Annotated in this window: 25 protein-coding genes; 12 read left to right on the top strand and 13 right to left on the bottom strand. The window is 71.3% G+C overall.

Annotated features, from left to right (window positions below):
* Positions 1-4: 4 nt before the first annotated feature.
* Entirely contained in the window at positions 5-571 is a 567-nt protein-coding gene (locus tag ACYVLT_RS23615) for a TetR/AcrR family transcriptional regulator (protein ID WP_461122383.1), read from the top strand.
* The gene (locus ACYVLT_RS23610; protein WP_461122382.1) at positions 568-2,010 is read left to right on the top strand and encodes a glycerol-3-phosphate dehydrogenase/oxidase; all 1,443 of its coding nucleotides are present in this window, start codon (positions 568-570) and stop codon (positions 2,008-2,010) included. The genes ACYVLT_RS23615 and ACYVLT_RS23610 overlap by 4 nt, the downstream gene beginning before the upstream one ends.
* Positions 2,011-2,190: 180 nt before the next feature.
* Here the strand turns inward: ACYVLT_RS23610 and ACYVLT_RS23605 are convergent, their stop codons facing one another.
* The 3 genes from ACYVLT_RS23605 to ACYVLT_RS23595 are packed head-to-tail and all read right to left on the bottom strand — an operon-like array spanning position 2,191 to position 4,720.
* The gene (locus ACYVLT_RS23605; protein WP_461122381.1) at positions 2,191-3,954 is read right to left on the bottom strand and encodes a WXG100 family type VII secretion target; all 1,764 of its coding nucleotides are present in this window, start codon (positions 3,952-3,954) and stop codon (positions 2,191-2,193) included.
* The gene (locus ACYVLT_RS23600) at positions 3,951-4,265 is read right to left on the bottom strand and encodes a type VII secretion target (protein WP_461122380.1); all 315 of its coding nucleotides are present in this window, start codon (positions 4,263-4,265) and stop codon (positions 3,951-3,953) included. The genes ACYVLT_RS23605 and ACYVLT_RS23600 overlap by 4 nt, the downstream gene beginning before the upstream one ends.
* Positions 4,266-4,276: 11 nt before the next feature.
* Positions 4,277-4,720 carry a YbaB/EbfC family nucleoid-associated protein gene (locus ACYVLT_RS23595; protein WP_360458123.1) on the bottom strand — a complete coding sequence of 148 codons (444 nt, stop codon included), beginning with the start codon at positions 4,718-4,720 and terminating at the stop codon, positions 4,277-4,279.
* Between the two features lie 195 nt (positions 4,721-4,915).
* Here ACYVLT_RS23595 and ACYVLT_RS23590 point away from each other — a divergent pair, with 195 nt between their 5' ends.
* The 3 genes from ACYVLT_RS23590 to ACYVLT_RS23580 are packed head-to-tail and all read left to right on the top strand — an operon-like array spanning position 4,916 to position 7,300.
* Positions 4,916-5,173, top strand: a complete 258-nt coding sequence (locus ACYVLT_RS23590; protein WP_461122379.1) for a helix-turn-helix transcriptional regulator — start codon at positions 4,916-4,918, stop codon at positions 5,171-5,173.
* Between the two features lie 31 nt (positions 5,174-5,204).
* Positions 5,205-6,116, top strand: coding sequence for an ABC transporter ATP-binding protein (locus ACYVLT_RS23585; protein ID WP_461122378.1), 912 nt, complete (start codon positions 5,205-5,207; stop codon positions 6,114-6,116).
* Complete coding sequence (locus ACYVLT_RS23580; RefSeq protein ID WP_461122377.1) at positions 6,113-7,300, top strand: ABC transporter permease; 1,188 nt, start codon at positions 6,113-6,115, stop codon at positions 7,298-7,300. Before ACYVLT_RS23585 ends, ACYVLT_RS23580 begins: the two co-directional genes overlap by 4 nt.
* A gap of 27 nt (positions 7,301-7,327) precedes the next feature.
* On the opposite strand, the gene ACYVLT_RS23575 is transcribed toward ACYVLT_RS23580, so the two are convergent.
* The 4 genes from ACYVLT_RS23575 to ACYVLT_RS23560 all read right to left on the bottom strand — a co-directional run bounded on the left by ACYVLT_RS23575 (position 7,328) and on the right by ACYVLT_RS23560 (position 11,826).
* Positions 7,328-8,599 (bottom strand): cryptochrome/photolyase family protein, encoded by a 1,272-nt coding sequence (locus ACYVLT_RS23575; RefSeq protein ID WP_461122376.1) that lies wholly within the window; start codon positions 8,597-8,599, stop codon positions 7,328-7,330.
* A gap of 117 nt (positions 8,600-8,716) precedes the next feature.
* Positions 8,717-10,030: a citrate synthase gene (locus tag ACYVLT_RS23570; RefSeq protein ID WP_461122375.1), complete on the bottom strand. Its 1,314-nt coding sequence runs from the start codon at positions 10,028-10,030 to the stop codon at positions 8,717-8,719.
* 264 nt (positions 10,031-10,294) lie between these two features.
* Positions 10,295-11,233, bottom strand: a complete 939-nt coding sequence (locus tag ACYVLT_RS23565) for a carbohydrate kinase family protein (RefSeq protein WP_461122374.1) — start codon at positions 11,231-11,233, stop codon at positions 10,295-10,297.
* Positions 11,230-11,826 (bottom strand): TetR/AcrR family transcriptional regulator, encoded by a 597-nt coding sequence (locus ACYVLT_RS23560; protein ID WP_461122373.1) that lies wholly within the window; start codon positions 11,824-11,826, stop codon positions 11,230-11,232. Before ACYVLT_RS23560 ends, ACYVLT_RS23565 begins: the two co-directional genes overlap by 4 nt.
* A gap of 109 nt (positions 11,827-11,935) precedes the next feature.
* On the opposite strand from ACYVLT_RS23560, the gene ACYVLT_RS23555 reads away from it, so the two are divergent.
* Both ACYVLT_RS23555 and ACYVLT_RS23550 read left to right on the top strand, forming a co-directional pair.
* Complete coding sequence (locus tag ACYVLT_RS23555; RefSeq protein ID WP_461122372.1) at positions 11,936-13,078, top strand: acyl-CoA dehydrogenase family protein; 1,143 nt, start codon at positions 11,936-11,938, stop codon at positions 13,076-13,078.
* A gap of 9 nt (positions 13,079-13,087) precedes the next feature.
* Positions 13,088-15,244: a hypothetical protein gene (locus tag ACYVLT_RS23550; RefSeq protein ID WP_461122371.1), complete on the top strand. Its 2,157-nt coding sequence runs from the start codon at positions 13,088-13,090 to the stop codon at positions 15,242-15,244.
* On the opposite strand, the gene ACYVLT_RS23545 is transcribed toward ACYVLT_RS23550, so the two are convergent.
* Together ACYVLT_RS23545 and ACYVLT_RS23540 are read right to left on the bottom strand one after the other, a co-directional pair.
* Complete coding sequence (locus ACYVLT_RS23545) at positions 15,229-16,422, bottom strand: amidohydrolase (RefSeq protein ID WP_461122370.1); 1,194 nt, start codon at positions 16,420-16,422, stop codon at positions 15,229-15,231. The two genes, ACYVLT_RS23550 and ACYVLT_RS23545, sit on opposite strands and share 16 nt — an antisense overlap.
* A gap of 19 nt (positions 16,423-16,441) precedes the next feature.
* Entirely contained in the window at positions 16,442-17,320 is an 879-nt protein-coding gene (locus ACYVLT_RS23540) for an aldose 1-epimerase family protein (RefSeq protein WP_461122369.1), read from the bottom strand.
* 68 nt (positions 17,321-17,388) lie between these two features.
* On the opposite strand from ACYVLT_RS23540, the gene ACYVLT_RS23535 reads away from it, so the two are divergent.
* From ACYVLT_RS23535 to ACYVLT_RS23525, 3 genes are read left to right on the top strand one after another with little or no spacing between them, the layout of a single operon-like run.
* Positions 17,389-17,943, top strand: coding sequence for a TetR/AcrR family transcriptional regulator (locus tag ACYVLT_RS23535; RefSeq protein WP_461122368.1), 555 nt, complete (start codon positions 17,389-17,391; stop codon positions 17,941-17,943).
* On the top strand, positions 17,940-18,764 hold the full coding sequence (locus ACYVLT_RS23530) for an MBL fold metallo-hydrolase (RefSeq protein WP_461122367.1): 825 nt from the start codon (positions 17,940-17,942) through the stop codon (positions 18,762-18,764). Before ACYVLT_RS23535 ends, ACYVLT_RS23530 begins: the two co-directional genes overlap by 4 nt.
* A gap of 52 nt (positions 18,765-18,816) precedes the next feature.
* A complete protein-coding gene (locus ACYVLT_RS23525; protein WP_461122366.1) occupies positions 18,817-19,110 on the top strand; it encodes a YiaA/YiaB family inner membrane protein in 294 nt (97 codons plus the stop codon).
* A 65-nt stretch (positions 19,111-19,175) separates the two neighbouring features.
* Here ACYVLT_RS23525 and ACYVLT_RS23520 read toward each other — a convergent pair whose 3' ends face one another.
* The gene (locus tag ACYVLT_RS23520; protein ID WP_461122365.1) at positions 19,176-20,558 is read right to left on the bottom strand and encodes an APC family permease; all 1,383 of its coding nucleotides are present in this window, start codon (positions 20,556-20,558) and stop codon (positions 19,176-19,178) included.
* A gap of 71 nt (positions 20,559-20,629) precedes the next feature.
* On the bottom strand, positions 20,630-20,845 hold the full coding sequence (locus ACYVLT_RS23515) for a hypothetical protein (protein WP_461122364.1): 216 nt from the start codon (positions 20,843-20,845) through the stop codon (positions 20,630-20,632).
* A gap of 113 nt (positions 20,846-20,958) precedes the next feature.
* Between ACYVLT_RS23515 and ACYVLT_RS23510 the strand changes: the two genes are divergently transcribed.
* Both ACYVLT_RS23510 and ACYVLT_RS23505 read left to right on the top strand, forming a co-directional pair.
* Positions 20,959-21,798, top strand: coding sequence for a helix-turn-helix domain-containing protein (locus ACYVLT_RS23510; RefSeq protein WP_461122363.1), 840 nt, complete (start codon positions 20,959-20,961; stop codon positions 21,796-21,798).
* Between the two features lie 11 nt (positions 21,799-21,809).
* The gene (locus ACYVLT_RS23505) at positions 21,810-21,974 is read left to right on the top strand and encodes a DUF397 domain-containing protein (protein WP_461122362.1); all 165 of its coding nucleotides are present in this window, start codon (positions 21,810-21,812) and stop codon (positions 21,972-21,974) included.
* Here ACYVLT_RS23505 and ACYVLT_RS23500 read toward each other — a convergent pair.
* Positions 21,968-22,480, bottom strand: a complete 513-nt coding sequence (locus ACYVLT_RS23500; RefSeq protein ID WP_461122361.1) for a hypothetical protein — start codon at positions 22,478-22,480, stop codon at positions 21,968-21,970. The genes ACYVLT_RS23505 and ACYVLT_RS23500 overlap by 7 nt on opposite strands.
* Before the next feature lie 4 nt (positions 22,481-22,484).
* Entirely contained in the window at positions 22,485-23,459 is a 975-nt protein-coding gene (locus tag ACYVLT_RS23495) for an NAD(P)-dependent alcohol dehydrogenase (protein WP_461122360.1), read from the bottom strand.
* Between the last annotated feature and the right edge of the window lie 11 nt (positions 23,460-23,470).

The following is a 23,470-nucleotide window of genomic DNA, read 5'->3' as shown; positions in this document are numbered from 1 at the left end:
ACACATGACGTCTCAACGTCACAGTGATGACGCGCTCCTCGACGCGGCCCGCGACTGCGTGGTCGAGGTCGGGGTCCGCCGCACCACGCTGACGGACATCGCCAAACGCGCCGGCGTGAGCCGGATGACGCTCTACCGCCGGTTCCCCGACGTGGGGACGCTGGTCCGGGCGTTGATGACCAGGGAGTTCACCGCGCTGCTCCAGCGCATCGAGGTGACCGGCGAGAACGCCAGGCAGCGGCTCGTGGCGCAGGCCATCGAGGGCATCCGGCTGCTCGCCGCCGACCCGTTGCTGCGGCGGGTGCTCGACCTGGACGCCGAGCTGATGCTGCCCTACCTGGTGCGGCGGTTGGGCAGCACGCAGTCGCTGGTCGAGGCGTTCCTGGTGGCCGGGATCGAGCAGGGGCACGCGGACGGCTCGATCCGGGCCGGTTCGGCGGCCGTGCAGGCCCGGCTGGTGCTGCTGACGACGCAGTCGCTGGTGCTGTCGATCCGGCCCGCGACCGCGGACCTGGACTTCGAGGACCTGCTGGCCGAGCTGGCCGCCTACCTCGACGCGGCGCTGTCGTGAGCACGTCGTTGAACGCCGCCCGCCGCCGTGCGGACCTCGACCACCTGGCGTCGTCACCGGTGGACCTGCTCGTGGTCGGCGGTGGCGTGACCGGTGCCGGCGTGGCCCTCGACGCCGCCTCCCGCGGCCTGTCGGTGTGCCTGGTGGAGGCGCACGACCTGGCGTTCGGCACGTCGCGCTGGTCGAGCAAGCTGGTGCACGGCGGCCTGCGGTACCTGGCGCAGGGCGAGGTCGGGTTGGCGTACGAGAGCGCGGTGGAGCGGGGCATCCTGATGACCCGGACCGCGCCCCACCTGGTGCGGGCGCTGCCGCAGCTGGTGCCGCTGCACGGCAGGTCGCACGACCCGGTGGTGCTGGCCGGTCTGCGTGCGGGTGACGCGTTGCGCCGGTTGGCCCGCACGCCGTCGCGCGTGCTGCCGGGTCCGCGGCGGGTGTCCGCGGTCGAGGCGGCGGCCCTCGCGCCGGGCCTGCGCCGGGCCGACCTGCGGGGTGGGCTGTTGAGCTTCGACGGCCAGTTGGTCGACGACGCCCGCCTGGTCGTGGCGCTGGCCCGCACCGCCGCCGGCTTCGGCGCCCGGGTGGTCACGCGGGCCCGCGTGACGTCCCTGACCGGGCGGGGCGCGCGCGTGGTCGACACGATGACCGGGGCGTCGTTGGACATCGCGGCGCGTGCGGTGGTGAACGCGGCCGGCGTGTGGGCGGGCGACCTGGTGCCGGACGTGCGGTTGCGCCCGTCGCGCGGCTCGCACCTGGTCCTCTCGGCCTCGACCGTCGGCCTGACCGGCACCGCGCTGACCGTGCCGGTCCCCGGTGCCCGCAACCGGTTCGCGCTGGTGCTGCCGCAGCGTGACGGGCGGGTGTACGTGGGTCTGACCGACGAACCGGTGGACGGGCCGATCCCGGACGTGCCGACCGTGCCGCGGTCCGACGTGGACTTCCTGCTGGCGGTGGCGTCCTCGGTGCTGGAACGGCGGTTGACGCCGGCCGACGTGCTGGGCGCGTTCGCCGGCCTGCGGCCGCTGCTCGACACCGGCGCCGGCCCGAGCGCCGACCTCTCACGCCGGCACGCCGTGCTGACGCGTGACGGCGTCACGACGGTCGTCGGCGGCAAGCTGACCACGTACCGCCGCATGGCCGCCGACGCGGTGGACGCCACCGCGTTGACGACGACCCGCTCCCGCACCGCCACCCTCCCGCTGGTGGGCGCGGGTCCCGCCACCGGCCCACCCGACCTGGTCGCCCGCTACGGCACGGAAGCCCCCCGCGTGGCCGAGGTGGGCGAAGTCGCCTGGGCCGTCCGCCACGAGGGCGCCCTGACCGCCGACGACGTCCTGGACCGCCGCACCCGAATCGGCCTGGTCCCCACCGCCCGCGCCGCCGCCGAACCCACCGTCACCACCGAGGTGGCCGACGAACTGGCCGCCCTGACCACGTCCTGAGCGTTGAACTCGGGGTACCTGAACGTAGGACACGCCTGTTCTGAACGTAGGACTCGCGCGAGAGTCCTACGTTCAGGGCGCGAGAGTCCTACGTTCGGAACAGGCGAGTTCAACGTTCGGGATGCGGCTTGGGTAAGCGAAGGGGGACCTCCGGGTGGAGGTCCCCCTTGGCGGGTCAGGTCACTCGCCGATGATCGGCTTCGCGGCCTTCGGCGGCTCCTCGATCAGGGGCTCGCCCTCCAGCCGGACCTTGCGCTGGTGGTCCTTGCCGTCGCCGCCCTGGCCGGGGGCGCCCATCATCGGTGCGCCGCCCATCATGCCCATGCCGCCCGCAGCACCGCCGGGACGGCCGCCCGCGGCGCCAGGGGCACCGGCACCCGCGGCACCCGCGGCGGACGGGCCGCCGGCCGCGCCCAGCACGCCGGACGAGCCGCCGGCCTGGAGGGTCTGGCCGCCGCCACCGGCGCCACCGCCACCGGAGCCGCCCGCGAAGCCGCCGCCACCGCCACCACCGGCGAAGCCACCGCCACCACCGCCGCCGAACCCACCGCCGGCGCCACCACCGGTGGGCGTGGTCGGCAGGTCGGTCGACAGCGGGCGAACGGTCGGGATCGGGGGCACGGACGGCGTCGGCGTGCCGCCGCTACCCGTCGCGTAGGTCGTGTCGCGGATCGTGGGCATCGAAGGCGGAGCCGGCAGGGGGGTGGGCGTGCCACCGCCGCCCGGCACCCACCGGCCCGGCTCCCAGTGGCCGCCACCGGTGCCGCCACCCGAACCGCCCGAACCACCGGAACCGCCACCGCCCACCGTGGGCGGACGGCTCACCACGGGGCCGCCCGGACCACCCGGGTACGCACGACCGGGGTCGGTCGTACCCGCGCCCGGGCCGTAGCCGCCACCGACCGAAGGCGGACGGCTGACGATCGGGCCGATCGGGCTGTTGGGGTTGCGCGGGTCGGTGCCCGGCCCGTAGCCGCCGCCGGAACCGACCGTCGGCGGTGCGCTCACCGAGCCACCGGCCGCACCGCCGCCGCCCGAGCCGGACGGGACGGTCACGCCGCCGGGGTTGTTGGAGAACCGCTGCTCGACGTCCCGGCGCATGTCGTTGAGCTGCCGCTCGTCGAGCCCCACCCCGCCCTGCGTCAACCGCGGCCCGGAGCCACCGCCGCCACCGCCCTTGTTGGACGACGTCATCGCGGTGATCGCCTGCAGGATCTGCTTGGCGGTCTGGGCGATCTGCGACACCGACTTGATCAGGTCGATCAGCTTCTTGAGCGAGTTGGCCAGCTTCTGCAGGAAGTCGGCGAGCTTCTTGGCGTAGTTGCACGCCATCTGCACGATGTCCGCGATCGCCGCGCCGATGGCCGCGCCGAAGGTCAGGAACGACGCCGCCAGCCACTGGATGATCTTCATGACCATCTCGGACACGGCCTGGCTGATCAGGTCCATGATGGTCTTGCGCACGGTCGCGACCAGCTCGCCCGCGCCCTTGGCCGCGCGCGAGATGCCCTGCGTGGCCTTGGACAGCGTCTCCAGCCCGGACGCGTGCTTCTTGCTCGCCGCGCGGTAGCCGTCGGCCGAACGGCCGCGCCAGGTCCGCGTCTCCTCCACCGCCGTGCGCCGGTAGTCGGCGACGATGCCCTCGATCTGCTTGGCCGCGGACGCCCAGCTGTCGGACATCTTCTGGATCGCCTGCGGGTTGCCCAGCAGCGCGTCGAACGGCTCGCGCAGGAAGTCCACGTGCTGGATGGCCCAGCTGAACCCGGCGGACAGGAAGCCCGACAACGGGTTGCTGGCCATGCCGACGATGCCCATGGCCGTGTTCGCCATGCCGAGACCGGCCTGGACCCAGTCGCCGCGCTCGACCGCCGCGACGGTGCCCTGCACGTCGCCGATCAGGTGCGAGGGATCCCGACCCCCCTGAGTGGTGGCTTGCCCGCTCATCCCCGTGCCTTCCCGTTGAAGCCGAACGCGTTGTCGGTGTCGACGTTCTCGTAGAGGTCGGCGACCTCCTTGAGGCCCTGGCACATGTCGGCCACGGTCTCCGTGGCCTGGCCGAGGATGTCCTGTGACGACCCCGCGGCCTTGAGCAGGAACTGCGCGAGGAACGAGCCGAACACGCCGAAGGCGTCGGTCGACAGCGACGGGTCAGCGGTACGGGTGGCCGAGAGCATCCGCTGCGTCAGTTGGTCGACCGTGCCGGCGTGCGCCCGGATCTCCTCCGGGTTCACGTTGAACGACACGTACATGGTCATCTACCCCCTGCTCAGGCCATGACATCGGGTGGGTTGGTGAAGTAGTCGTCATCGGGCCTGGTGTCTCGACGCTGCAGCTCCGGTTCCGGTTCCACGGCGTCCGTGCCGTCACCCGAATAGCCGTTGGGCATCTTCGCCTTCACGAACTCCAGCGCCGGGCTGTCACCGACGAACTCCGTCATGATCTCGACGACCTTGCCGGCCGCGGCGCGCTGCGCCTGGGCGACGGCGGTCATGATCGCGCCGGAGATCCGCTCGGGGTCCTCGCCGCGCAGCTGCGGGCGCATGATCAGGTCCGTCAACGCGCCCGATGCGTTGACGGTGACCGTGATCAGGCCGTCCGGCGACGTCGCGCTACCACCGACGCCCCCGAGCTGGGACTCGGCCTGCGCGGCGTTCCGCTTGGCCTGCTCGATCTTCTCTCCGTACTGCGCGAGCCACTGGTCCGGCTCCATGTTCACCCCTCACGGCAACGGGGCTTGCGGCCCTACTGCGCAATTCGACCCGTCGACCCTCGATTCGGTTCCCGCCGACGTATCGTTTCACCGAATCGTGATTTCGTCGGCGAACTGCCCGGGGATACCGCCGTTCGGCCTATTCTGTGAATTGTTTACTTGCTGTTCTGTTGGGTTTTCGCAACACTTCGTAGCATGAGTCCGGTGCGCCGCGGCCCCGGGCAACCCATCCACAACCGGATCGGGGTGCTTCGGGTCGAACGGGGTATGACCAGGGCGGGGCTGGCCGAGGCGGTGGAGGTCAACCCCCAGACGATCGGCGCGTTGGAGCGGGGCGACCAGTACCCGAGCCTCGACCTGGCGCTGCGGATCTGCGACGTGTTCGGCCTGCCGGTCGAGGCGGTGTTCAGCCGGACACCGTTCAAGCCGCTGTCGACCCAGGTGTACGGCTAGCGCACGACCGGTCTCGACAGGAGGAGAGCACGTGGCACAGGGAGTGCTGGAGATCGACCGGGTCTCCAAGCGCTACGGGGAGGTCGTCGCGCTCGACGGGATGACCTTCGACGTGCGGGCGGGCGAGCTGTTCGGCTTCGTCGGCAGCAACGGCGCGGGCAAGACCACCACGATGCGCATCGCGCTCGGCGTGCTGGCCGCCGACTCGGGCGAGGTGCGGTGGAACGGCGAGCCGATCACCTTCGAGACCCGTCGCCGGATCGGCTACATGCCCGAGGAGCGCGGCCTCTACCCCAGGATGAAGGTGCTCGACCAGCTCGTCTACCTGGCCGAGCTGCACGGCATGTCCACCAACTCCGCGCACCGCTGCGCGGACAACTGGATCGCCCGGCTCGGCCTGCGCGACCGCCGCGACGACGAGGTGCAGAAGCTGAGCCTGGGCAACCAGCAGCGCGTGCAGCTGGCGGCGGCGCTGGTGCACGAGCCGGACGTGCTGGTGCTGGACGAGCCGTTCTCCGGGCTCGACCCGGTCGCGGTGGACGTGATGAGCCAGGTGCTGCGGGAGAAGGCCGCGAGCGGCGTGCCGGTGGTGTTCTCCAGCCACCAGCTCGACCTGGTGGAGCGGTTGTGCGACCGGGTCGGCATCGTGCGCAGCGGCACGCTGGTCGCGTCCGGCTCGGTGGACGGGCTGCGCGCCGGCGGCGAGTCGAAGCTGGTGGTGGACGCGCCGCGGGCGGCCGCGGGCTGGGCCGACCAGCTGCCGGGCGTGCGTTCGGCCCACACGTCGGACGGTCGGACGGTGCTGGAGGTCGCGCCGGACGTCGACGACCAGGTGGTGTTGCGCGCCGCCCTGGACACCGGCCCGGTGCACGAGTTCTCCCGGCAGCGCCCGTCGCTGACCGAGTTGTTCCGCAGCGTGGTGACCGAGGAGTCCAAGGCATGAGCAGCCTCACCCCCGGCCGGGCGGTGTTCCTGGTCTCGCGCCGGGAGTTCCTGGGCAAGGTGCGCACCAAGTCGTTCGTGTGGGGCACCCTGGTGATCGTCGCCGTGATGGCGGGGTACGTGCTGTTGCAGGCCGTGCTGTTCGACGACGCGGACCGCGACCGGGTCGCGCTGAACGGGCAGGCCGCGGTGCTCGCGGAGCCGTTGAAGCAGACCGCCCGGTCGTTCGGCCGCGAGGTGGAGACGGTCGACGTCGCCGACCCGGCGGCGGGCGAGGAGCAGGTGCGCTCGGGCGAGGTGGACGCCCTGATCACCGGTGCGTCCGACGACCTGCGCGTGGTGGTGCGGGAGTCGCTGGGCGACGAGTTGCGCAACTCGATCGACCTGCTGGTCAAGCAGCAGGTGCTGGACGCGCACTTCGCCCAGGCGGGCGTGAACCCGGACGAGGTGGCGCGCAACGTCGAACGCGCGGGCGTCGACGTGGTGGCGCTGGAGCCGCAGGACGAGCGGCGGGGCGAGCGGCTGGTGATCGGCCTGGTGATCGCGGCGCTGCTGTACTACTCGCTGCTGGTCTACGGGACGATGGTCGCGCAGGGCGTGGTGGAGGAGAAGTCCAGCCGGGTGGTGGAGATCCTGCTGGCGACGCTGCGGCCGTGGCAGCTGCTGCTGGGCAAGGTGGTCGGGCTCGGCGCGGTGGGGTTGCTGCAACTGCTGGTGATCGGCGGGATCGGGCTGGCGCTGTCGTCCGCGTCGGGGGTGGTCGACGTCGCGGGCGTGGCGGGCGGCGCCCTGGCCACCGGCCTGCTGTGGTACCTGCTCGGCTTCTTCCTGTACGCCACCGTCTTCGCCGCCGCGGCGTCGCTCGTGTCGCGCCAGGAGGAGCTCCAGTCGGTGCTGACGCCGATCAGCATGTCGATCGTGGTGGCGTTCGTGCTGGGCATCAACCTGATGATCAGCGACCCGACGGGGACCGCGGTGACGGTGCTGTCCCTGCTGCCGCCGTTCGCGCCGATCCTGATGCCGGGCCGGATGGCGATGGGCGTCGCGCCGACGTGGCAGGTGCTGCTGGCGATCGTGCTCGCGCTGGTCGCGGTCGCGGCGATCACCTGGCTGGGCGGCAAGGTGTACTCGAACGCCGTCCTGCGCACGGGCGCGCGCGTGCGCCTGCGGGACGCGTTGCGCTAGTCCTCACGCGTTGCGCTAGTCCCTTGGCTAGTCCTTGATGGCGGCGTGGCGCGCCAGTGCTTCCAGCCGCTCGTGCGCGTGGTCCACGATCGGGTCACGCGGCCGGTGGACGGCCTTGCCGGGGACGTCCCGCAGCTCGGGCACGTACCGGCGCACGTAGTCCCCCTCCGGGTCGAACTTCTCGCCCTGGGTGACGGGGTTGAAGACGCGGAAGTACGGCGCCGCGTCCGTGCCGGTGCCCGCCGCCCACTGCCAGCCGTGCTGGTTGGAGGCGAGGTCGCCGTCGACCAGGTGGCGCATGAAGTGCCGGGCGCCCCACCACCACGGCAGGTGCAGGTCCTTGACCAGGAAGCTCGCCACGACCATGCGGACGCGGTTGTGCATCCAGCCCTCGCGCAGCAGCTGGCGCATCCCGGCGTCCACGAACGGGTAGCCGGTGCGGCCCTCGCACCACGCCCGGAAACGGTCGCGGTCGTCGTCCAGCCGCATGGCGTCGAACGCGCGGTTGAAGTTGTGGCGCGCGGATTCCGGCCGGTGCCACAGGACGTCGGCGTAGAAGTCGCGCCACGCCAGTTCGGTGCGGAACGCCTTCGCGCCCGCGCCGTGCCCCAGGTCGGCGAGCAGCGTCCGGGGGTGCACGACACCCCACTTCAGGAAGGCGGAGAACCTGCTGGTGCCGTCGAGGTCCGGCCGGTCCCGGCGGGTGGCGTAGTGGGGCAGCTTCTCGTCGCGGAACGCCTCCCACAACGCGTGCACGTCCGAAAGTCCTTCTCCGGCGGGCAGCCCACGCCCGAGATCGGACCGCATCCAGTCCACAGTGGACGCGTCGGTGCGGGCCGGCGAGTGCCACCCGTGGTCGAGCCAGGCCTTGAAGAACGGCGTGAACACCCGGTAGGGCGTGCCGTCCGACTTGGTGACCCGCCCCGGCGTCACCGCGTAGGGCGATCCGACCCGGACCAGCTCGACCCGTTCGGCCACCGCCGCGTCCCGCGCCCGCCCGTACGGCCCGGCGTCGGCGGAGACGTGCACCGAGGACGCCCCGACCGCCGAGGCCACCCGCGGCACGGCGTCCACCGGATCGCCCTCGACCACGACGAGCCGTCCGTCGAGCTGGGCGTCCAACGACCGCAGGCACCGGTGCAGGAACTCGACCCGGGGCCGACCGGCGGCCCGCAGCAGCACGGGGTCGAGCACGAACAACGCCAGCGCCCGCGACGCCCGCCCGGCCGCGGCGAGGAGCGCCGGGTGGTCGCGAGTCCGCAGGTCACGCCGGAACCACACCACGGTCGAGGAGTCCACGGACCGACCCTAGGAGCGCCACCGCCACCACGCACGGCGAAACGGCCGGCGCAACGCGAAGGCCCGCACCCGGCGAACGGGTGCGGGCCTTCGGCGCGTACGTGGTGGGAACCGCGGTCAGCGCTGGTCGAGCGGCACGAACGAGCGCTCCGGCGCGCCGACGTAGACCTGCCGCGGGCGGCCGATCTTGGTGGCCGGGTCGGAGATCATCTCGCGCCAGTGCGCGATCCAGCCGGGCAGCCGGCCCAGGGCGAACAGCACGGTGAAGAACTTCGTGGGGAAGCCCATCGCGCGGTAGATCAGGCCGGTGTAGAAGTCGACGTTCGGGTACAGCTTCCGCTCGACGAAGTAGTCGTCGGCGAGCGCGGTCTCCTCCAACGCCTTGGCGATGTCGAGCAGCTCGTCGGACGCGCCGAGCTTGCCGAGGATCTCGTCCGCCGTCTTCTTGATGATCGCGGCACGCGGGTCGTAGTTCTTGTAGACCCGGTGGCCGAAGCCCATCAGGCGGACGCCGTCCTCCTTGTTCTTGACCTTCTTCACGAACGCGGAGACGTCACCGCCCTCGCGCCGGATCTTCTCCAGCATCTCCAGCACCGCGGAGTTCGCGCCGCCGTGCAGCGGGCCGAACAACGCGTTGATGCCGGCCGAGATGGACGCGAACAGGTTGGCCTCGGAGGACCCGACCAGCCGCACGGTCGACGTGGAGCAGTTCTGCTCGTGGTCGGCGTGCAGCACGAACAGCAGGTCGAGCGCCCGCACCAGGTCGGGGTCGACGTCGTAGGGCTCGGCCGGGAAGCCGAACGTCATGCGCAGGAAGTTGTCCACCAGACCCAGGGAGTTGTCCGGGTACAGGAACGGCTGGCCCACGGACTTCTTGTAGGCGTACGCCGCGATGGTGGGCACCTTGGCCAGCAGGCGGATCGTGGAGATCTCGACCTGGTTGGCGTCGAAGGGGCTGAGGCTGTCCTGGTAGAACGTCGACAGCGCGGACACCGCCGAGGACAGCACGGGCATGGGGTGGGCGTCACGCGGGAAGCCGTCGAAGAACCGCTTCAGGTCCTCGTGCAGCAGCGTGTGCCGGTTGATCTTGGAGGAGAACTCCTCCAGCTGGGCCTGGGTCGGCAGCTCGCCGTAGATCAGCAGGTAGCTGACCTCGATGAAGTTCGACTTCTCGGCGAGCTGCTCGATCGGGTAGCCGCGGTAGCGCAGGATGCCCGCGTCACCGTCGATGTAGGTGATCTCGGAGGAGCAGGACGCCGTGTTGACGAACCCGCTGTCCAGGGTGACCAGACCGGTGGTGGCCAGCAGCTTGCCGAGATCGACACCGGGCGCACCCTCGGTGGCCGGTACCACCTTCATCTCGTGCTCTCCGCCCGGATGGCGCAGCGCGACGGTACGGGTGTCGTTCGGCGCAGTCGTCGCGTCGGGCATGCAGAGTCCCTCTCAACCTAGGGCGGGGTGGCTCATGCGGGTCTCGCACGCACGCGCGCGGGCGTGGGATCGCCCCGCACCGCAGCACCACCCCGTTGGGGTCCTGTCAGTTCACGCTAGTCGGCGGACGACCCGCCACACAGCCGCGGTGTGAACCGATTCTGCGAGGTGGGACCGGCATCACATCCGGATGCATGGGTGGCTAGCGTGCATCCACCACCGTAGCCCTTCAGGGCTGTTCCTCCACCTCACGAGGGGTGAGAGCTAGGTCATCTCCAGCTCTCGCCGGAACGGCGGTTCGGCGCCCGCCCGGGAGCACGTGACGGCCGCCGCGGCGCCCGCGTAGGCCAGCGCCGCACCCCACTTGCCGGCGTCCAGACCCCGGACGGCCTCGACGGACAGCGCGTCGTGGTCGTGCAGCCAGGCCAGCAGCGCGCCCTGCACGGTGTCGCCCGCGCCGATCGTGTCGACCACGTCCACGGGCGTGGGTGGGACGCGGATCACGTCGCCGGCGGCGGTCAGCACGGCCAGCCCGTCGCCACCGCGGGTCAGCACGACCGCGGCCGGTCCGGCGCCCTGCCAGTCGCGCACGACCTCCAGCACCTCGTCCTCGGGCGCGTCCGGCGGCAGGTCGGCCAGCCACCGGGCGTCCTCGACCGACACCTTCAGCAGGCCCACGTGCGGCAGCCACGAGTCGTACCGGTCGCGGTAGGCCACCGGGTCGTGGATCAGGCTCGCACGGATGTTCGGGTCGAGCACGGTGAGCGCACCGCGCTCGGCCTCGCGCCACAGCACCCGCTCGTAGGTGCTCGCGCCCGGCTCCAGCACCATCGAGAGCGTCCCGAAGGACACCGCCCTGGTCCCCGCGGGCATCGGCCCCGGGTCGGTCACCTGGCGGTCCGCCGTGCCCTCGACGTAGAACGAGTAGCGCGCCGAGCCGTCGTCGGCCAGGCCCACGACGGCCAGCGTGGTGGGCTGGTCGCCCCGCTGCACGAGGTCGGTGCGCACACCGGAGGCGTGCAGGCGCTCGATCAGCCGGTCGCCGAACAGGTCCGACGACACCCGCGACAGGAAGCTCACCGGCGCTTCGAGCCGCCCGGCGGCCACGGCCACGTTGTACGGCCCACCGCCCAAGCGCGGCGCGAGGTTGCCCTCCGGCGTGGGCACCAGGTCGACCAGCGCCTCACCTGCAACGACGATCACGACTGGCTCCGTTCTCTCCGCAACCCGTCCAGCAGCAGTTCACCCAGCGCGGTGAACGCCTCGGCGTCCGACACACCCGCGCGCCGGGTCAGCACACCGGTCTGGATGCCCTCGATGAGCAGACCGGCCATCTCGGCGATCAGGGTCGCATGCACGTCCCGGAACACCCCGTCGCGGACGCCCTCCTGGATGAACTCGCGGATCCGCTCGGCCGCGGCGCGGGCGTTGCGCTCGTAGGTGGTGCGGGTGGGGGCGAACGCGGACACGTCGGTGATGAACTGGCCCGACGCGCGTCGCAACTCCTCGGCCGCACCCGCCAGGTACGTGCCGACGCGCGCGCGGACGTCCTTGACGTCGGCGATGCGCTGCTCGATCCGCTCGGCCGCGCCCTTGAAGTACCGGCCGACGACCCGCACGGCCAGCTGCTCCTTGCTCGCGGCCAGCGCGTACAGGGTCGACTTCGAGCAGTGCAGGCGTGCGGCGAGGTCGTCCAGGGTGAAGTGCGCGAACCCCTCGGCGAGGACCAGCGCTTCGAGCCTGCCCAGCAGCTCCACCTGCCTGGGCGTCGGCTGCCTGCGCGCGATCGAGGTCATGGGCGAACTCTGTCACAGTGCCTCGATGCAGTACTGTAGTACGTCCCACAGTACTCTACCGAGTACACCGAAGTAGCTGACGGCCACGAGCCGCACCCGGAGGTCGACGATGCCCGCCGAGCGCCTTCTGCCCACCACCGAGGCCGAGGACCTGCTGGCCCTGGTCCGCGAGATCGCCCGCGACGAGCTCGCGCCGCACGCGGCCGAGGCCGAGGAGCACGAGCGGTTCCCGCGCGACAAGTTCCGACTGCTCGGCAAGACCGGCCTGCTCGGCCTGCCGTACCCGGAGCGGTTCGGCGGCGGGGAGCAGCCTTACGAGGTGTACCTCCAGGCGTTGGAGGAGGTCGCGTCGGCGTGGATGTCGGTCGGCGTCGGGCTGTCGGTGCACGTCATGTCCAGCTACGCGCTGGCCACGTTCGGCACCGAGGAGCAGCAGGCGCGCTGGCTGCCGGACGTCCTCGCGGGCGACCACCTCGGCGGGTACGCGCTGTCGGAGTCGCACGCGGGTTCGGACGCGGGGGCGTTGTCCACCCGTGCCACGCGCGACGGCGACCACTACACCGTCAACGGCACCAAGGCGTGGATCACGCACGCGGGCGTCGCCGACTTCTACACCCTGATGGCCCGCACGTCCGACGACGGCGGCAAGGGGGTCAGCTGCTTCTTCGTGCCCGGCCACACCGACGGCCTCACCGCGGCCGAGCCCGAGCGCAAGATGGGCCTCACCGGTTCGATCACCGCGCAACTGCGGTTCGACGACGTCCGCGTCGACGCCGACCACCTCATCGGCGCGGAGGGCGACGGCCTGCGGATCGCACTGTCCGCTTTGGACTCCGGCCGCCTCGGCATCGCCGCGTGCGGCGTGGGCCTGGCGCAGGCGGCGCTGGACCAGGCCGTCGCGTACGCCAAGCAGCGCACCCAGTTCGGCCGCGCGATCATCGACTTCCAGGGCCTGGAGTTCCTGCTCGCCGACATGGCCGCCGGGGTGGAATCGGCCCGTGCCACCTACCTGGACGCGGCCCGCCGCCGTGACCGCGGCCTGCCGTTCCGCCGCCAGGCCGCGATCGCGAAGCTGGTCTGCACCGACACCGCGATGAGGGTGACCACCGACGCCGTGCAGGTCCTGGGCGGCGCCGGCTACACCCGCGACTTCCCGGTGGAGCGGTACATGCGCGAGGCCAAGGTGCTCCAGATCTTCGAGGGCACCAACCAGATCCAGCGACTCGTCATCGGACGCGACCTGCGGCGCTAACGTGGGTGGGTGGCAACAGGGTGGACGGAGAACCGGGTCGTCGGCTCGCACGTCGCCGGCTCGGTGGTGCAGCTCGGTTCCGGCACGGTCACCCTCGCGCTGGAACGCCCGGACTACCGCCTCGACTGGCTGAACCCCGGTGCGCCGCGCGCGTGGCTGCCCAAGCACCAGCGCACGCCCAGCTACCTGTTGGACGCCCGCCGCGAGACCGTCCCGTACCGCCCGCGACCGGCCGTCCAGGCGCACCTGACCGACTGGTTGGACGACCCGGACGCGCCGATGTCGGTGCTGCTCCTGCACGGCGCGGGCGGGCGCGGGAAGACCCGGCTGGCCAACGCCTTCGCCACCGTCGCGCACGCCTCGGGCTGGGCCGTCGCCGAAGCCGTGGCCCATCGCACCACCACGCCCTCCGCCCCGCGCACCACGCGGCCGGACAAGGTCCTGGTGGTCGCCGACTACGCCGAGCGGTGGAGCCCCACCGGCCTGGTCGAGATGATCCGGGCCCTGCCCGCCGACTTCCCCGGCAGCACGGTCCGCGTGCTCCTGCTGGCCCGCTCGGCCGCCGTGTGGCCGCAGCTCACCGCCGACCTGGACCGCGTGCCCACCGACTTACCCGACCCGGTCCGACTGGGCGACCTCACCGCGCCCGACGACCGGGTCCAAGCCTTCACCGACGCCGCCGAGGCGTTCGCCCGCGCTCTCGGCGCACCCGCCGCCACCGCGCCGGACCTGTCCGACGACGCCTACGGCTCGGCGCTCACCCTGCACATGGCCGCGCTGGCCGCCGTCTGCGCCCAGCGGGACGACGACCCGCGCCCGACCCTGGCGGACCTCTCCACCTACCTGCTCCACCACGAACGCCGGTTCTGGCCCGCCGACCGCTTCGACCAGACCGCCGACGCGGTGTTCGTGGCCACCCTGTTCGGCCCGACCGACACCGCCACCGCCCTGCTCGCCCGCGCCGGCATCGCCGACGGTGAGGCGGCCCGGGACCTGGTCCGCCGCCACGACCACCTGTACCCGGAGGGCGAGTTCGCCCCGCTGCGGCCGGACCGGTTCGGCGAGGACTTCGTGGCCGAGCACCTCACCGGCCCGCGCGCGGCGCGCATCGTCGAACGGCTGTTCACCGGCGCGGTGCGGCAGCCGCTGATCGTGCTGGCCGCCGCGGCCGACCGCCACGAGCACGTCCGGCCCGTCCTGTGGGCGCTGCTGACCGAGCACGACGAGTGGGGCCCGCACGCCGGCGAGCCGTTGATCCGCACGGTGATCGACCACGCGCCGTACCAGGTGGCCGGCCAGGTCTACCTCAAGCTGCCCGACTACCACATCGGGCAGCTGCGCTCCAGCGTGGAACTCGCGCGGCACCTGCTGCACCACTTCCCTCCCGACGCACCGCCGCGGGCCCGCGCCCAGATGCTGCTGCACGTGAGCGGGCGCCTGGCCGACGTGGGCGACCACCGGGGCGAATTGGAGGCGGCGCTGCTGTGCGCCGACATCTTCGAGGACCTGGTCACGCAAGGTCAGCCGCACCTGCACGACCTGGCGGAGGCCTTCCACGCGGTCGGCAACGCGTGGAGCTCCTTGGGCGAGCACGACCGGGCGCTGGAAGCCGTGGAGAAGGCCGAGGTGCTGCAGCGCCACCTGGCGAACCTCGACCCGGCCGGTCACCTCCCGGCCCTGGCGGGGCTGCTCAAGGCCATCGGCCTCATCCGCGCGCAGGCGGGCGACGACGCGGGCGCGATGCGGGCGACCGAGGAGGTCATCGACATCTTGCGCGCGTACCCGGACCCCCACCTGCTCGCCGCCACGTACAACATCCTGAGCAACCTCAAGGCGGTCCTGGGCGACCGGCGGGCGGCGTTCGAGGCGGCCGCGGAGTCGATCCGGCTGAACCGGCTGCTGGCCGTGCAGGATCCGGAGGTCCACCTGCCCGCCCTGGCGAGCGCGTACTTCACGCTCGCCTGGGGGCAGGTGATCGTCGGACCGCCGTCGACGCACCTGCCCGGGGCGTTGCGGGCGGCCCGGAAGGCGCTGGAGCTGTACGACGCGTTGGCCCGGCACGAGCCGGAGGTGTTCGGTGACCGCCGGGACCACGCGGTGGAGCTGGTGCACGAGGTCCAGCGGCAGGTCGACCTCGTTCAGGACCTCATTCAGGACTCCGAGTAGAACGGGCTCTCGTGGACTTCCTCGCCGTTCTCGAACCGGTAGACCTCACGGCCCTCCACGAAGACCTTCAGGGCGCGGCTCATCACGTCCAGCGGGTCGCCCGACCAGATCACGACGTCGCCGTCCAGGCCCGGCCGCAGTGAGCCCACGCGGTCGTCCAGGCCCATGATGGCGGCCGGGTTGGTGGTGATCGACTCCAGCCCGACCTTCGGGTCCAGGCCCTCCTTCACCGCGAGCGTCACCTGGTGCACGAGGAAGTGGATCGGCACGACCGGGTGGTCGGTGGTGATCGCGATCCGGACGCCCGCCCGGGCCAGGATGCCGGGGTTGCGCAGCGAGCGCTGCCGCACCTCGACCTTGGACCGGCTGGTGAACAGCGGTCCGATGATCACCGGGATGTCCCGCTCCGCCAGCAGGTCCGCGATCAGGTGACCCTCGGTCCCGTGGTTGACGATGAGCCGGTAGCCGAACTCGTCGGCCAGCCGCAACGCCGTCGCGATGTCGTCCGCGCGGTGGCAGTGCTGGCACCACGGCAGCTCACCGGACAGCACCCGGGCCAGCACCTCGGACGTGGTGTTCCGCTCGAACGCCCCGTCCGCCTCGTCCCGCTTGGCCACGTAGTCCTGCGCCTTGGTGAACGCGTCCCGGATCACCGCGGCCACGCCCTGGCGGGTGGACGGCAGCTTCTTCTGCTCCCCGTACACCCGCTTGGGGTTCTCGCCCAACGCGCTCTTCACGCTGACGGGGTGGCGCACCAGCATCTCGTCGGCCGTGCGACCCCAGCACTTCACCGCCACGGTCTGCCCGCCGATGACGTTGCCCGAACCGGGCTTGACCACCGCGGTCGTGACGCCGCCGGCCAGGGCGTCGGCGAAGCCCTGGTCGGCGGCGTTGATCGCGTCCAACGCGCGCAGCCGGGCGCCGTTGGGGTCGGTCATCTCGTTGGTGTCCTGCCCGGCCCAGCCCTCACCCTCCTCGTGCACGCCGAGGTGGCCGTGGGCCTCCACGAAGCCGGGCAGCACCCAGCCGCCCGCCGCGTCCACGACCGCGACGCCGTCCGGCACCTCGACGTCGGAGCCGACCGCGACGATCTTCCCGTCCTGGATCAGGACCGTGCCGCCCTCGATCGGCTCTCCGGCCACCGGGACGACGTACCCACCCGTGATTGCGACGTTCATAGTTAGCGACGCTAACGGTCTACGACAGGGGGCGCAAACCCCACCGGCCGGCCCACGACTCGCCCGGTTCCAGCCACAGCAGGTCCACCCCGCTGTTCAGCGCGTCCGGCGGGCACGTCATCGGCTCGATCGCCACCGCGCGACCGCGTCCGGGGAAGTCGTCCGGCGTGTAGACCTGCACCCACTTGAAGTCCGGGTCCGCCCACACCTCCACGCCGCCGCCCGGACCCTTGAGCACGTGCCGCACCAGGCCGTCCACGGGCTCGCACCCGCCGAACGCGGTGTCCAGCCGCACGCCCTCCAGCAGCCGCGCCACCCGGAAGTCGTAGTCGGTTCCCTCGACCGGGAGGGCCGGACCGCTCGGGATCATGGTGTGCGCGTCCACCGGCAGCACGGTCGAGGCGGCCAGCGACAGCGACGTCTCGTCGGTCAGCGACGCGCCGGCCCGCGGGTACGGGTGCGTGCCCACGCCGAACGGGGTGCGCTTGTCACCCACGTTGGTGACGCCGTGCGAGACGGACAGGCCGTTCTCGTCCAGCGCGTAGGTGATGGTGGTGCGCAGCTCGACCGGCCAGCCGAGGCCCGCCACCGGCGTCTCCAGCGAGATCAGCGACCCGGTGTGCTCCACCGTGCCCCAGATCGCGCGGCGCACCAGGCCGTGGATGGCGTTGCCCCGGTCGGGCTCGCCGATCTCCAGCCGCTGCTCCTCGCCGTCGAGCACCCATCTGCCACCCGCCACGCGGTTGGGCCACGGCACGAGCACCGCGCCGCTGCCCATGGGCGGTTCGTCGGCGTCGTACGTCTCCACGTACGGCACGCCGCCGACCTCGTAGGACTTCAGTCCCGCACCTTCGGGTGCGATGACGGCGCGCGCCGCGCCGTGGGCGATCTCCAGCATGGGTCAGGAGCGTATCCGAGGGGCTCTTCCCTTGACGTAGTTACTAGACCGGTCTCTATAGTAAAACGATGCCACGACGGACCGACACCCGACAGCGCGTGGTGCGCACCGCGGCGGACCTCTTCCGGTCGCAGGGCTACCACGCGACGGGTCTGAACCAGGTGCTCAGCGAGGGCGGTGCGCCCAAGGGCTCGCTCTACTTCCACTTCCCGGGCGGTAAGGAGCAGTTGGCGGTCGAGGCGGTGGCGTTGGCGGGCAACGACCTGCGCGCCGCGCTCGCCGCCGTCCTGGCCGCCGAGCCGGACCCGGCGAAAGCGCTTTCCCAGGCCTTGGACCTGCTCGGCCGGGAGCTGCTGGCTTCGGACTTCCGCAGCGGGTGCCCCATCGCCACGGTGGCGTTGGACGCGGCGTCGGACAGCGAGCCGATCCGCGTGGCCTGCGAGGACGTCTACGCGTCGTGGCAGCGGGTCATCGCCGCGCACGTGGGCGACGAAGACCTGGCCACGGTCGTGCTGGCCGCCATCGAGGGCGCCCTGCTGCTCGCCCGCACCCGCCGTTCGCTCGACCCCCTGCACGCCGTCGCCGCCCGGCTGGGCGCACTCCTCGGAAGGCCGAGACCATGAAGGTGCACCACCTGAACTGCGGCACCATGCGCCCGTTCGGCGGGAAGCTGGTGACCGGCGAGGGCTCGTACCTCGCCGCGGCCGAGCTGGTCTGCCACGTGCTGCTGCTGGAGACCGACGACGGCCTCGTGCTGGTCGACAGCGGCCTGGGGCTCGGTGACGTGCGGCGGCCGGCCGAGACGTTGGTGCGCCGGTGGCGGCTGATGAGCCGGCCGGTGCTGGCGGAGTCGGAAACCGCGCTGCGCCAGGTGGAGGCGCTCGGTTTCGCCGCGTCGGACGTGCGCGACGTCGTGCTGACCCACCTCGACCTCGACCACGGCGGCGGCCTGCGCGACTTCCCGCGGGCGCGCGTGCACCTGTCCGCGGAGGAGCTGGCCGCGGCGACGCGTCCGGGCAAGTCCGGCAACGACCGGGTGCGCTACCCGGACGCGCAGTGGTCGCACGGACCGCAGTGGGTGCCGCACGAGGCGACCGGTGAGTCGTGGTTCGGCTTCGACGGTGTCCGCGAGGTGCGGCCGGACGTGCTGCTGGTGCCGTTGTTCGGGCACACGCACGGGCACTCGGGCGTGGCCGTGCGGACCGGCGACCGGTGGCTGCTGCACGCGGGCGACTCGTACTTCTTCCACGGCGAGGTGGAGTCACCACCCCACTGCCCGCCCGCGTTGGCGTACATGCAGAAGCGGATGGAGGTCGTGCCCCGGCTCCGGCTGGCCAACCAGGAGCGGTTGCGGGAACTGGTGCGCGACCACGGTGGTTCGGTGGACGTCTTCAACGCGCACGACGTCACCCACCTTCGACGGCACCAGCAGGCGCTCGCCTGATTGAGTAGCCGTACTCATGACACCGGGCCGGGTCGGCGGCGATTCTTCGGTCATGACGACTCCGAAGTCCCACTCGCCGACCACCACGGCCTTCTTCGCGCAGGCGACGCTGTCGTTCGCGATCTCCCTGGTCGCCGTCGGGCTCGGCGTGGCCTACCTGCCGGTGGACGGCTGGGTGCGCGCCTTCCTGGCGCTGGGCCTGCTGTTCACCGTCACGTCGGCGTTCACCCTGGCCAAGTGCATCCGCGACCGCCAGGAGGAGACCTACGTGGTGAGCCGGGTGGACCAGGCCCGGTTGGAGAAGCTGCTGGCCGAGCACGACCCGTACCGGGTGGAAGCGGCCTGACGACCGTCAGGCGGCCGGTGCGAGCGGTGGGACCGCGGGGATGCGGCCCCACCACGTCACCGGGGTCACTTCGCCAGCTTCTCCGGGTCGAACTCGACCTTGCCGTGCACCAGGCGGTTGATCAGCCACAGCACCAGGCCGGCGCCGAGCAGGTACAGCGCGATCTCGTAGTCCGCCGACGCGCGGCCCGACAGCGGGCTGGCCAGGTACGCGCACGTGAGCGCGCCCAGCACCGGCACCCACGTCGGCGCGCGGAAGTGCTCGTGGTCGGCCTTCTCCTTGCGCAGCACCAGCACGGCGACGTTGACGATGGTGAACACGACCAGCAGCAGCAGGGCGGTCGTGCCGCCGAGCTTCGCGATGTCGGTGGTGAGCACCAGGATGATCGCGACGCCCGAGGTGAAGACGATCGAGATCCACGGCGTGCGGCGGAACGGGTGCACGATGCCGAAGGCCTTCGGGATGATCCGCTCGTTCGACATGCCGTAGATCAGCCGGCTGGCCATCAGCATGTTGATCAGCGCCGAGTTGATGACCGCGAACAGGCCGATCAGCGAGAAGATCCACAACGGGAAGCCGGGCGCGCCGACCTGGACGACCTTCAGCAGCGCCGAGGACCCCGCCTTGGACAGCTCGTCGGCGGGGATGAGCAGCGACGACGTGATCGCGACCAGCACGTAGATCAGCGCCGCGATCACCATGCCCCACAGCATCGCGCGCGGGAAGATGCGGACCGGGTCGCGGCACTCCTCGGCCATGTTCACCGAGTCCTCGAACCCGACCATCGCGAAGAACGCCAGCGCGGTGGCGGACGTGACGGCCACCAGCGCGCTCTGGCCGGGCGCCGGGTCGACCTGGGTCAGCCGGCTGGGGTCGCCGTCGCCCGCCAGCACCGCGTAGATGCCGATCGCGATGATGATCACCAGGCCGGACAGCTCGATGCAGGTCAGCACGACGTTCGCCTTGACCGACTCCGACACGCCCCGGAAGTTGATCGCGGCGAGCCCGATGATGAAGAGGACCGCGACCAGGCTCGCGGACACGGTGAACGTGTCGGAGAAGAACTCCTTGATGACCGACTGCAAGTAGGTGCGCCCGAACGCGAGCGCGGCGGAGGACGCCGAGGTGATGCCCGAGCTCATCACCGCGAACGCCACCATGAAGGTGAGGAACTGGATCTTGAAAGCGCGGTTGGTGTACAGGGCCGCCCCGGCCGCCCTGGGGTACTTGCCGACGAGTTCGAGGTAGCTGAACGCGGTCAGGAACGCCACCACGAACGCGACCAGGAAGGGCAGCCACAGCGCGCCGCCGATCTTGCCCGCGACATTGCCCGTGAGGGCGTAGATGCCGGTGCCGAGGATGTCACCGACCACGAAGAACAGCAGCAGCTTCGGGCCGATGGCCCGCTTCAGTTCCGGTTGCGCCGGTGCGCTCGTCGCTTCCGCCATGCCGAGTGAGTGTGCCGGATCACACTGGGCCCGGATAGTCGAATCGGCACACCTTGGGCAAGTCTTGATGTTCAGGTCCGGGCGGCTGCCCGGAGATCGGCTTCGGCCTGCGCGATGGCCTCGTCCAACGCCTCCCGGAACGCCGCGATCTGAGCGGCTTCCAGTCGTACGCCGTCCACCCCGGAAGGCAGGAACACGTCGATCCCGCCGTCCTGGACTTCGAGCGTCATCACGTCCTCCTGCTCGGAGTAGCACCGCAACAACCACTCACGTTTCGGCAAAGTCACCCTGATGATCGGCTCCATGCCTATTAGATTTGCAGCGCTTCTACCCCACTCGCAATAACACGATCGAGTGAGTGTCATTGCGGGTGGATCAACAGCGCCCTACCTTCGCTCCCATGGCACGCCGCGCCGGAACGTCGGTCCGCTCCCGCCGACTCGCGTACATCCTCAAGAAGCTCCGCAACGCCACCGGCATCAGCACCGATGCCGTCGGCGAGGCCGTGGGCATGTCCGGGAGCAAGATCAGCCGCATCGAGACCTCCGGGATGGGCATCTACCTGGACGACTTGGAGAAGCTGCTCGACTTCTACAAGGTCGCCCGCAAGCAACGCGTGGAGCTCCTGGACCTCGCCCGGCACGCCGAACAACGCGGCCTGCTGCGCATGAACAACCAGAAGCTGCACGAGGACTGGCAGACCTGGGCCGACTTCGAGGACGAGGCCAGTTCTCTGCTCTACTACGAGCCGCTGGTGATCCCCGGTCTCTTGCAGACCCCGGAGTACTCCCGGTCGATCATTGCGGCCACCGGGCACGCGCTTTCCGACAACCAGGTCGATGCGCTGGTCGCGAGTCGGATGGCGAGGCAAGGACTGCTCGCCCGCGGCAATCCCCTCAAGCTGCACGCGATCATCGAGCAGGGCGCGGTCGAGCGGCCGTTCGGTGATTCCGGCGCGCAAGCCAGGCAGGTCCGCCACCTCATCGACACGGCCGAGCGCCCGAACGTCACCGTTCAGGTGGTGCCGACCCACGCCGGACTGCACGCGGGGCTCAGCGGGCCGTTCGTGATCCTCCAGTACGACGACGATCCGAGCCTGGTGCTGTTGGAGAACAAGGTCGCCAGCCTGTTCATCGACGAGGAAGACCAGATCGAGGTGTTCGAGGCGACCTGGGCGACCCTCCAGGATTTGGCATACACCATGCAGGAAACAGTGGAGTACCTGAAGGGTCTTGCATAAGACTGTGAAGCATGACCCTGTGGCGCAAGAGTTCTCGTAGTGCGAGCACCGCCAACTGCGTCGAGGTGGCGCACATCGAGCAACGGGACCGGGTGGCGGCGCGTGACTCGAAGAACCCCGCGCCCACCGTCACCTTCCCGGCCACTTCGTGGGCGCGGTTCCTGCGGGCTCAGTAGTCCTCCCACTGGTCGTAGTCCGCGCTCTTGGGGCCGGCGGTGTCGTCCACGCCGATGGCGGCCAGGTCCGCCGAGGTGAACGTCGTCCCGGCCCGCTCGCCCAGGAACACCCCGATCAGCGTCTCCATGACGTCGAGGTGGGCATGACGCGACCGGTCGTTGCACGCGGTGATCCGTTCCAGACCGCCGAGGACGTGCTGCTGCGCGTCGGTCTCGGCCAGCTGCCGGTAGATCAACCCGGCTTCCCCGAACCCCTCGCCCGGCCCGGTGATCTTGACGTACGAGGACGCCGTGGCGCGGAACAGCATGAGCAGCGCACCCCGCCCTTGGGGCATCCCGGCGGGCTCCAGCCGGAGGCCGAACAGCTCCTGCAAGCCGTCCAGCACCCGCTGCCGGTGCTCGCGCAGGGCCGTGTTGTACGGCCGGCTGTAGAAGTAACCGTGCTTGGCGTCGGGGTGGGCGTCGAGGAACGCCTGAGCGGACGCGCGGTGGTCGTACGTGATCACCGCGCTAGTCCACCACGCTGATCACCACGTTGCCCCGCTTGTGCCCCGCGTCCACGTACCGGTGGGCGTCGGCGATGCGCTCGAACGGGTAGGTCCGGTCCACGACGACCCGCAGCCTGCCCTCCTCCAACAGCTCCTTGACGACCAGCAAGCCGGCGTTCTTGCGCACCGACATGCCGAACACGACCTTCTTGCCGCCCTTGCCGCCGCGCACCGACGTCCACAACCCCCACAGCACGTTGCGCAGGCCGGTCGTCGGCACGTACTTCCCACCGGCCCGCAACGCCCGCCGCGACCGGGTGAACGAGCTCTTGCCGACCGTGTCGAACACGACGTCGTAGGCGTCCACGTCGGCCGTGAAGTCGCGTTTGGTGTAGTCGATGACCTCGTCCGCGCCGAGCGACCTCACCAGCTCGACGTTGCCGGGACCGCAGACGCCGACGACCTCCGCCCCGAACAGCTTCGCCAGCTGCACCGCGTACGTGCCGATGCTGCCGGACGCGCCGTTGACCAGCACCCGCTGCCCGGCCCGCACGCCGACCTTGTCGCGCAGGAAGAACAAGGCGGTGGTGGCGCCGTCCACGGCGGCGGCCGCCTCGGCGAACGTCCGGCCGGCAGGCTTGGGCGCGAGCGACCCGTCGGCCGGCATCCGCACGTACTCGGCGTGCCCGCCGGCGCCGAAGCCGGTGAACCCGTAGACCTCGTCACCGGGCGCGAACCGCCGCACGTCCGAGCCGACCCGCGTGACGACCCCGGCCACCTCCATCCCCAGGGTCCGCAGCCTCCGGCGCGGGCGGAGCAGGCCGATGACCACCCGCCCCCACCGCGGCTCGCCGCGACGCATCGCGCACTCCGCCGACGTCACGGTCGTCGCGTGCACCTTGATCAGCACGTCGTCCTTCCCCGGCACGGGGACGACCGACTCCACGACCCGGACCACGTCCGGCGGACCGAACCTGGTGTGCACGGCAGCTCTCACAACGGCGGACG

The sequence above is a fragment of the Saccharothrix stipae genome (genome assembly GCF_054781895.1).
Note: the sequence above shows the minus strand (reverse complement) of the source record. Positions and strands in the feature narration are given on the sequence as shown.

Excerpts from the sequence above, each read along its gene's own strand:
- ACYVLT_RS23595 (WP_360458123.1), bottom strand. The coding sequence starts at position 4,720 with ATGGAGCCGGACCAGTGGCTCGCGCAGTACGGAGAGAAGATCGAGCAG.
- ACYVLT_RS23580 (WP_461122377.1), top strand. The coding sequence starts at position 6,113 with ATGAGCAGCCTCACCCCCGGCCGGGCGGTGTTCCTGGTCTCGCGCCGG.
- ACYVLT_RS23520 (WP_461122365.1), bottom strand. The coding sequence starts at position 20,558 with ATGGCGGAAGCGACGAGCGCACCGGCGCAACCGGAACTGAAGCGGGCC.
- ACYVLT_RS23535 (WP_461122368.1), top strand. The coding sequence starts at position 17,389 with ATGCCACGACGGACCGACACCCGACAGCGCGTGGTGCGCACCGCGGCG.
- ACYVLT_RS23590 (WP_461122379.1), top strand. The coding sequence starts at position 4,916 with ATGAGTCCGGTGCGCCGCGGCCCCGGGCAACCCATCCACAACCGGATC.
- ACYVLT_RS23615 (WP_461122383.1), top strand. The coding sequence starts at position 5 with ATGACGTCTCAACGTCACAGTGATGACGCGCTCCTCGACGCGGCCCGC.
- ACYVLT_RS23525 (WP_461122366.1), top strand. The coding sequence starts at position 18,817 with ATGACGACTCCGAAGTCCCACTCGCCGACCACCACGGCCTTCTTCGCG.
- ACYVLT_RS23560 (WP_461122373.1), bottom strand. The coding sequence starts at position 11,826 with ATGACCTCGATCGCGCGCAGGCAGCCGACGCCCAGGCAGGTGGAGCTG.
- ACYVLT_RS23505 (WP_461122362.1), top strand. The coding sequence starts at position 21,810 with ATGACCCTGTGGCGCAAGAGTTCTCGTAGTGCGAGCACCGCCAACTGC.
- ACYVLT_RS23600 (WP_461122380.1), bottom strand. The coding sequence starts at position 4,265 with ATGACCATGTACGTGTCGTTCAACGTGAACCCGGAGGAGATCCGGGCG.
- ACYVLT_RS23570 (WP_461122375.1), bottom strand. The coding sequence starts at position 10,030 with ATGCCCGACGCGACGACTGCGCCGAACGACACCCGTACCGTCGCGCTG.
- ACYVLT_RS23545 (WP_461122370.1), bottom strand. The coding sequence starts at position 16,422 with ATGAACGTCGCAATCACGGGTGGGTACGTCGTCCCGGTGGCCGGAGAG.
- ACYVLT_RS23510 (WP_461122363.1), top strand. The coding sequence starts at position 20,959 with ATGGCACGCCGCGCCGGAACGTCGGTCCGCTCCCGCCGACTCGCGTAC.
- ACYVLT_RS23605 (WP_461122381.1), bottom strand. The coding sequence starts at position 3,954 with ATGAGCGGGCAAGCCACCACTCAGGGGGGTCGGGATCCCTCGCACCTG.
- ACYVLT_RS23530 (WP_461122367.1), top strand. The coding sequence starts at position 17,940 with ATGAAGGTGCACCACCTGAACTGCGGCACCATGCGCCCGTTCGGCGGG.
- ACYVLT_RS23555 (WP_461122372.1), top strand. The coding sequence starts at position 11,936 with ATGCCCGCCGAGCGCCTTCTGCCCACCACCGAGGCCGAGGACCTGCTG.
- ACYVLT_RS23540 (WP_461122369.1), bottom strand. The coding sequence starts at position 17,320 with ATGCTGGAGATCGCCCACGGCGCGGCGCGCGCCGTCATCGCACCCGAA.